This is a genomic window from Desulfovibrio piger ATCC 29098 (assembly GCF_000156375.1).
Classification (GTDB): Bacteria; Desulfobacterota; Desulfovibrionia; order Desulfovibrionales; family Desulfovibrionaceae; genus Desulfovibrio; species Desulfovibrio piger.
Genome location: NZ_DS996361.1, coordinates 89,310 through 97,261 on the forward strand (window position 1 = coordinate 89,310; position 7,952 = coordinate 97,261).

Annotated in this window: 7 protein-coding genes and 1 tRNA gene; 6 read left to right on the forward strand and 2 right to left on the reverse strand. The window is 65.4% G+C overall.

Annotation, left to right across the window (positions count from 1 at the left end; all coding sequences use genetic code 11):
- Positions 1-15: 15 nt before the first annotated feature.
- A tRNA-Ala gene (locus DESPIG_RS12100) sits at positions 16-91 on the reverse strand.
- 524 nt (positions 92-615) lie between these two features.
- Between DESPIG_RS12100 and DESPIG_RS12105 the strand changes: the two genes are divergently transcribed.
- The 3 genes from DESPIG_RS12105 to ruvC all read left to right on the forward strand — a co-directional run bounded on the left by DESPIG_RS12105 (position 616) and on the right by ruvC (position 2,790).
- The gene (locus DESPIG_RS12105; protein ID WP_006009191.1) at positions 616-1,278 is read left to right on the forward strand and encodes an RlmE family RNA methyltransferase; all 663 of its coding nucleotides are present in this window, start codon (positions 616-618) and stop codon (positions 1,276-1,278) included.
- Between the two features lie 171 nt (positions 1,279-1,449).
- Positions 1,450-2,187, forward strand: coding sequence for a YebC/PmpR family DNA-binding transcriptional regulator (locus DESPIG_RS12110; RefSeq protein ID WP_040370160.1), 738 nt, complete (start codon positions 1,450-1,452; stop codon positions 2,185-2,187).
- Between the two features lie 90 nt (positions 2,188-2,277).
- The gene (ruvC, locus tag DESPIG_RS12115; protein ID WP_006009195.1) at positions 2,278-2,790 is read left to right on the forward strand and encodes a crossover junction endodeoxyribonuclease RuvC; all 513 of its coding nucleotides are present in this window, start codon (positions 2,278-2,280) and stop codon (positions 2,788-2,790) included.
- A gap of 335 nt (positions 2,791-3,125) precedes the next feature.
- Here ruvC and DESPIG_RS12120 read toward each other — a convergent pair whose 3' ends face one another.
- Positions 3,126-3,722 (reverse strand): peptidylprolyl isomerase, encoded by a 597-nt coding sequence (locus DESPIG_RS12120; RefSeq protein ID WP_006009198.1) that lies wholly within the window; start codon positions 3,720-3,722, stop codon positions 3,126-3,128.
- Between the two features lie 194 nt (positions 3,723-3,916).
- Here DESPIG_RS12120 and DESPIG_RS12125 point away from each other — a divergent pair, with 194 nt between their 5' ends.
- The 3 genes from DESPIG_RS12125 to DESPIG_RS12135 all read left to right on the forward strand — a co-directional run.
- On the forward strand, positions 3,917-4,615 hold the full coding sequence (locus tag DESPIG_RS12125) for a Bax inhibitor-1/YccA family protein (RefSeq protein ID WP_006009200.1): 699 nt from the start codon (positions 3,917-3,919) through the stop codon (positions 4,613-4,615).
- 278 nt (positions 4,616-4,893) lie between these two features.
- On the forward strand, positions 4,894-7,305 hold the full coding sequence (gene rnr, locus DESPIG_RS12130) for a ribonuclease R (protein WP_006009204.1): 2,412 nt from the start codon (positions 4,894-4,896) through the stop codon (positions 7,303-7,305).
- On the forward strand, positions 7,302-7,952 hold a 651-nt coding region (locus DESPIG_RS12135), incomplete at its 3' end, for a lipid II flippase MurJ (protein ID WP_006009206.1). The genes rnr and DESPIG_RS12135, both read left to right, overlap by 4 nt.

The following is a 7,952-nucleotide window of genomic DNA, read 5'->3' on the forward strand; positions in this document are numbered from 1 at the left end:
CCCTTGAATTTCCTGTGGTGGAGAAGAGGAGACTTGAACTCCCGACCCCCGCCTTGCGAAGGCGATGCTCTCCCAGCTGAGCTACTTCCCCACATGGACGCCACAACGCGGCGTAGCGTGGTATGTATGCCATTCACCTGCTGCGGTCAAGTCTTTTTTGTGAGCAGGCCGTCTAGCGGCAGGGAGAGGGGAGCCAGGTGCTGTGGCAAAAAAGGACAAGCAGCCACGAAGATGGCGCCGACAAGCGGGAGGGCATGAGCTTGCATCTGTGGCCGTCAGGATGGAGAGAGCGTGCGTTCTGTCCGCTGCTGTTCGTTCCAGTTCCTTGGATCGTGTCCAGCCTGACCCGGTCACGCTAGTCCCCCTCCTTGGGGCCTGCGGAAAGGCGCTACTCTCCGAAGCAGGGCGGCAGGCAAACGCTCTGACTGGCAGGACTCGGGAGCATCCACAGGGCCATGCCCTCCGGCTGGCAAATTTCACGCCACGCTGGGCAAAGCCCACGGCATCCCCGGGTCCGCTCCTTCCGTCCATCCCCTGCAAAAAAATCGGCCGGGTCACCTCTGTGGGGCTTGGCTACTGCGAAAAAAAACGCTATAGAAGCCCGCTGGTGTCACTATGAAGGAATATCGAGATCATTATTTTCTCAAGGCCAAGCGCGAGAATTATCCGGCCCGTTCCGTGTACAAGCTCAAGGAACTGGACGCGAAGTTCAAGCTCTTCCGCCAGGGGATGCGCGTTCTGGATCTGGGCGCGGCTCCGGGCTCGTGGTCGCTGGGTGCTGCCGAAAAGGTGGGCCAGCGCGGGCTCGTGCTGGGCTGCGACATCCAGACCACGGAGACCGCCTTTCCGCCGCAGGTCACCTTCATGCAGGAGGACGTGTTCAACCGTTCCGATGCCTTTGAAGCCCGCCTGCGCGAGATGGGGCCGTTCGATGTGGTCATGAGCGACATGGCGCCCCGTACCACCGGGACCAAGTTCACGGACCAGGCCCGCTCGCTCGAACTGGCCTGCGAGGCCCTGGAAGTGGCGCGCCTGCACCTCAAGCCCGGCGGCAGCTTCATCGTCAAGATTTTCATGGGGCCGGACATCCAGGAGATGCTCCAGCCCATGCGTCGCGCCTTCAAGGCCGTCAAATCCTTCAAGCCCAAGAGCTCCCGAGCCGAGAGCAAGGAAACGTTCTTCGTGGGCATGGGGTTCAAAGCCGAGGCGCGTCCTGCCGCACAGGATGCGGGCACGGACGGAGCCGCCGACACCGGACAGGAGCCCGGCGCCCTGTAGGGGCGTCCCATCCTCCGCTGTCCGGGCCGCTGCACCCGTGTGCGCGCCCGGAGAGGCCGGAACCAGGCTCCCGCCGCCGGGATGTCCCGGTATCCTGGGCAGGGAACGGACGCGCCGCACGGCCGTCTGTCTTTTTTCACCTTTTACATTCTCCGAGTTTTGGGAGGTTTTATGTCTGGGCACAGCAAATGGGCCAATATCCAGCACCGCAAGGGCCGTCAGGACGCCAAGCGCGGCAAGGTTTTCACCAAGGCCGCCAAGGAAATCATCATCGCTGCCAAGAACGGTGGCGATCCGGCGGGCAACCCTCGTCTGCGTGCCGCCATTGCCGCTGCCAAGGCCGTGAACCTGCCCAAGGACAAGATCGAAGCCGCCATCCGTAAGGGTACCGGTGAAGATGCGGGCGGCGATCTGACCGAATGCTTCTACGAAGGCTACGGCCCCGCCGGTATCGCTATCATGGTGGAAGTGGCCACCGACAACAAGAACCGCACCGTGGCCGAAGTGCGCCACCTGTTCACCAAGCACGGCGGCAGCCTGGGCACCGACGGCAGCGTGAGCTGGATGTTCGACCGCAAGGGCGTCATCACCGTGGACAAGGCCGCCTACACCGAAGACCAGATGATGGAAGTGGCCATGGAAGCTGGCGCCGACGACGTCATCGACGATGAAGATGTCTGGACCCTCCAGACCGCCATGGCCGACTTCGCGGCCGTGCGCGACGCTCTGGAATCCGCCGGTGTGGCCATGCAGTCCGCCGAACTGGCCATGGTGCCCCAGAACCTGGTGGCCGTGGACGCCGAAGCGGCCCAGAAGGTCATCCGTCTCATGGAAGCCCTGGACGACAACGACGACGTGCAGAACGTCTACGCCAACGCCGACTTCCCCGAAGACATGGATATGGACTAGTCCGGTACGCTCCCGCCCCTCCGGGCGGCAGATGTCCGTTTTTTGCCCGGCATTCCTTGAGTGCCGGGCTTTTTTTCTATGTGGTGAGCTATGGCAGACACTCCTCTTGTGGTCCTGGGGGTCGACCCCGGCTCCCAGCGTACGGGCTGGGGCATCATCGCGGAGCAGTCCGGCGTGCTGCGTCTGGTGGATTGCGGCATCATCCGCACCACCTCCAGCGGCGAAAAGGAATTCTCCCAGCGGCTGGCCGTCATCTACCGGCAGCTGGCGGACGTGGTGGGCCGTTACCGGCCGCAGGAAGCCGCCATCGAACAGGTCTTCACGGCCAAGAACGCGGCCAGCGCCCTCAAGCTGGGCCAGGCCCGCGGTGTGGCGGTGGCCGCCTGCGCCGCCCACAGGGTACCGGTGAGCGATTACGAGCCCACGCTGGTCAAAAAATCCGTGGTGGGCACCGGCCGCGCGGAAAAGGAACAGGTGGCCTTCATGGTGCGGCGCCTGCTCAATGTGCGTGGTGAGGGCTGGGCCCTGGACACCACGGACGCTCTGGCTGTGGCCATCTGCCATTTGACCATGCGCCGCCTGAAGCTTCTGGCCCGGCGCTGAGGCTCTGGGGAGTTTGATTTTTGGGGGGGAAGGAATGCCCTTTCTCTGGCGCGAAAAGGGGGTTCCTTCCCCCAAGCCTCCATCCTCCTCCAAGCGCGCTTTATTACGCACAAAAAAAGACGCCGCGTGGCGTCTTTTTTCATGCGATGGTCATGTCAGGTTCTCTGGTAAGTAGGCCGGAAGAATAGCGGACGTCCTGTTTCCCGATATCCTCGCCTGCCAGCCAGCGACGGGGACCTGCCATACCGGTCAGAAGAAAAGGTTTTGGAAGGGTGGGGGTGTGGGGGAGGGAGAACCTTTTCACCGAAAAGGTTTCCCTCCCCCGCATCTTCTCTTTATTCCACGATGGTGGCACGCTTGATGATGACGGGCTGCATGGGCACGTCTTCGTAGTAGCCGCGGCTGCCGGTCTTGACGGCCGCGATCTGGTCCACCACGTCCTGGCCGCGGATGACCTTGCCGAACACGGCATAGCCCCAGCCCTGCGGGTCCTTGCTGCGGTGGTCGAGGAAGCTGTTGTCCTTGACGTTGATGAAGAACTGGGCCGTGGCCGAATGCGGGTCGGAGGTACGGGCCATGGCGATGGTGTACTTGCGGTTGCGCAGGCCGTTGTCGGCTTCGTTCTTGATGGGGGCGCGGGTGGTCTTTTCGCGCAGGCTGGCGGTCATGCCGCCGCCCTGGATCATGAAGTCCTTGATGACGCGGTGGAAGATGGTGCCGTCATACTGGCCGGCCTTGACGTATTCCAGGAAGTTGGCCGTGGTCATGGGAGCCTTGCGGGCATCCAGACGCACGAGGATGTCGCCCATGCTGGTCTCCAGTTTGACGACGGGGTCCGGGCCCTGGGCGCGGATGCCCTGGGGAGCGGCCAGCAGGGCGCAGGCCAGCAGCAGGGCGGGCAGCAGACGGGTGAAGAGAGTGAATGTCTTCATGAAGGGTTCTCCTTGATGATCTGCCGCACCATGCCGGTGCGACAGGCGCACGGTAGCATGTGCCGGGGGGAGCGGCAAGGGAAGGGCTGCCCCGACGGCCCGGGACTTGCTTTTACGCGCCATATCCCTATATGTTAAGCAAGGAATGAAAGTACGGCCGTGCATGCCGCGCGGCCAAATCCTGGAGGAAAAACATGACTGCTCGTACCATTGCGCAAAGCGCTGTGAGCGCCGTTTCCATCTATATGCGCCAGGTCTACATGTGGATGACCGCCGGCCTGGCCATCACGGCCGTGACGGCCTTTGCCGTGGCTTCCAGCCCCGACCTGCAGATGGCCATCCTGGGCAACATGGTGATCATGATCGCCCTCATCGTGGCCCAGTTCGGCCTGGTCATCGCCCTGAGCGCCGCCATCCACAAAATGTCGGCCACCACGGCCACGGCGGTGTTCATCGCCTATTCGGCCCTGACCGGCCTGACCCTGTCCAGCATCTTCGTGGTCTACCCCATCGGTTCCATCGCCAATGCCTTCCTGACGGCCACGGGCACCTTCCTGGCCATGTCGGTGTACGGCACGGTGACCAAGCGTGACCTGACCGGCATGGGCAACTTCCTGATCATGGGCCTGTTCGGCATCATCATCGCGTCCATCGTCAACATCTTCCTGGCCAGCAGCATGATGGACTTCGTCATCAGCTGCATCGGCGTGCTGATCTTCACCGGCCTCACCGCCTATGACACCCAGAAGCTGCGCGTCTTCGGCATGAACGCCCCTGTGGACGACGCCACGGCCATGCGCCGCGGTGCCCTGCTGGGCGCCCTGGAACTGTATCTGGACTTCATCAACCTGTTCCTGATGCTGCTGCGCCTGTTCGGCGGCAACCGCGACTAGCGGAAAGGGCTTCACCTTCCCTCCTCCTCCGCCCGCACATGAGGGGGAAGAGGGAAGATCCCGTGCCCTGTATCGGCGGGAACGACATGGCACTGGCAGGGGCGCGGGATGGATGGCCGCCTGTGGAACGGCCACGCTAACGATATGACAGAGGGGCGGAAGGGTGACCTTCCGCCCTTCTTGTGTCTGCCGCTTTGACAAGCGGGCCCGGGGCCCGTATGCAGGACGGACGGACATTTTGTGCAAACATCGTCGCTCTGTGCGGCGTACAAGGATCTATGAGCAAGAAAAACAACTACTTCGATCTTCCGGCCGGTCTTGATGACGCCGAATTGCTGGAGATCTTCCATGAACAGAACCGTCCCCTGCGCCTGGATGCCCTGTTGCGGGTCACGGGCTTGCCGCGTGCGGCCCGCAAGATGCTGGAAGACCAGCTCTATGCCCTGGCTGACGAAGGGCAGCTGGTGCGCCTGCAGGGCGGGCTCTGGGCCCGTGCCGACGGCCTGCGCCAGATACGTGGCCGCTATATGGCCCTGCGCAGCGGTGCGGGCGGTTTCGTGACGCCCCTGGGCGACAACGGGCAGGTGACCGGCCCGGACATCTTCATCCACCCCCTGCAGGCGGGCGATGCCTGGCATCAGGACATGGTGCGCGTGGCCCTGTCGCCGCGTTCGCATGCCCGCGGCAAGAGCCAGGAAGGCCGCATCGTGGAGGTACTGGAACGCGGTTGCCGCGAGGTGCCCGTGCACGTGATCCATGTGACCGGACGCCGTGCCCTGTGCCGCCCGGCGGACAGTCGCATGCCCTTCGATGTCAGCGTGGAGCTGCCCGAGGACATGGAGCGCCCCTCCGGCGGTTCGCTGCTGCTGGTGGCGCCGGAAAAGCGCCTGGCCGCCGACCTCTGGCAGGCCCGTTTGTTGCAGTCCGTGGGCCGGGAAGACGACATCGCCGTGCAGGAGGATCTGGTCAAACTCAACCACGAAGTGCCGCGCGAGTTCCCGCCCCGTGTCCAGGCCGAGGCCGACGCCCTGCCGTCCGCGCCCCGGCATGCCGACATGGCCGGGCGCGAGGACGTGCGCGCGCTGCCGCTGGTGACCATCGACGGCGCCGATGCCCGTGACTTCGACGATGCCGTGCAGGTGGAGGCCCGCCCCGGCGGGGGCTGGCTCCTGCGTGTGGCCATCGCCGACGTGAGCCATTATGTGCGCCCGCGCTCGGCGCTGGATACCGAAGCCCTGGCGCGCGGCAATTCCTGGTATTTCCCCACGTCGGTGGAGCCCATGCTGCCGCCCGCCCTGTGCGACGGCCTGTGCAGCCTGCGTCCTGACGAGGACCGGCTGGCCATGCTGGCCGAGATCCCCTTTTCCGCCACCGGGCAGCCGGGCAAGCCGCGCTTCGCGGCGGTGGTCATGCGCTCTGCGGCCCGCCTGACCTACGATCAGGTCAAGGCCTGCCTGCTGGACAGGGACGAGCAGGCCCGTGCCGCGCTGGCCGCCGGACCGCGCGGGCAGGAAGTGCTGGACATGCTGGAGACGGCTTTCGAACTGTACCGTTGCCTGCGCGAGGCCCGGCAGCGCCGGGGCAGCCTTGATTTCGACCTGCCGGAACCGGAATACAGCTTTGACGACAAGGGCCGCCTGCTGCGCGTGTCCCGTCGTGTGCGCCACGACGCGCACCGCCTCATCGAGGAGTTCATGATCGCGGCCAACGAGGCCGTGGCCCGCCATCTGGGCGGTCTGAAAGCCGACGGCAGTCCGGAGGGGGCCCCGAAGGAGCCCTTCCTCTACCGCGTGCATCCCCAGCCCGATCCCGAACGGCTGGAGAGCCTGTTCGACTCTCTGGAAGCCATCGATCCCGAACTGGTGCCCGTGAAGCCTGCGGCCTCGGCCCTGCAGGGCATCCTGCGGGACGTGCAGGGCTCCGACCGGGAGTTCCTGGTGGGGCGCCTGTGCCTGCGGGCCATGCCCCAGGCCCGCTACCAGCCGGAGAACGAAGGGCACTTCGGTCTGGCCTCCCGTGCCTATTGTCATTTCACCTCGCCCATCCGCCGTTATGCCGACCTGCTGGTGCACCGGGCGCTCAAGGCCAGCCTGGGCCTGTACGACGGCGCCCTGCCTGCCGGGCAGAAACTGCTGCGCGTGGCCGACCAGCTCAACCGGCGCGAGCGGGACGCCCTGGACTGCGAGCGCGAGATGGCCCGGCGGCTGGCCTGCATGGCCCTTGAGGGCCGCGTGGGCGAGCGCTTCCGGGGCGTGGTGGCCGGTGTCAACGATTTCGGCCTGTTCGTGGAGCTGAACGAGATGCCCGTGGAAGGAATGATCCGCGTGGAGGATCTGGGCGACGACTGGTACGATTTCGATGTCCGCCGCCAGTGTCTGGTGGGGCAGCGTTCGGGCCTGTGCTGGAGCATGGGCCAGTCCCTTGAGGTGGTGCTGGCCGAGGTGCACAGCGGCCGTCTGGAGATCCGCCTGCTGCCCACGGAACTGGGCGTGGCGGCCCGCCGCGGCGGACGTGTGTCGCGCGGGCGGCAGGGACGGCCGGGAAGATCTTCGGTCCGGCATGCCAAACTTCCGCATCAGCGCCGGGGCCGTGACCGCGACGGGCAGCGTCCCGTGCACGGCAAAGGCCAGGCCCGCCGGGATGGAGCTCGCGGGGCGCGGCGTCCCGCAGGACGGGGGAGACGCGGATGAGCTTTTTCTCGCAAAAACAGCGCATGGGCGCGGCGGCCCTGATCCTGGCCGCCAGCACCATCCTGTCCCGTCTCATGGGGCTGGTGCGCGACAAGGTCATCTCCTGGCAGTTCGGCGCGGGCAGTGAAGCGGACATGTACTTCGCGGCCTTCGTGGTGCCGGACATCATCAACCACCTGCTGGCCGGGGGCATCATGGCCATCACCATCATCCCCCTGCTGTCCCGGCGCTTCCAGGAGGACGAGGACGACGGCTGGCGCTTTTTCTCCTGCATCTTCTGCTGGATGGTGGTGGCCTCGCTGCTGGTGACGGGGGCGGGCATGCTGGGCGCCGAAGAACTGGCCCGCATCACGGCCCCGGGCTTCGATGCCGCCCAGACGGCGCGGCTGGCCTTTTTCATGCGCATCATCCTGCCCGCGCAGGTCTTCTTCCTGTGCGGGGCCTGCGTCACGGCCCTGCTCTACATGCGGCGGCAGTTCCGCGTGCCCGCGCTGGCGCCCCTGATCTACAACGGCTGCATCATCCTCGGCGGCCTGCTGCTGCCCTGGCTGACGCAGGGAATGGCCCTGCCCGCAGAATGGGAACTGGGCGGCATGACCGGCTATTGCGTGGGCGTGACCGTGGGGGCCGGTCTGGGGGCCTTTTTG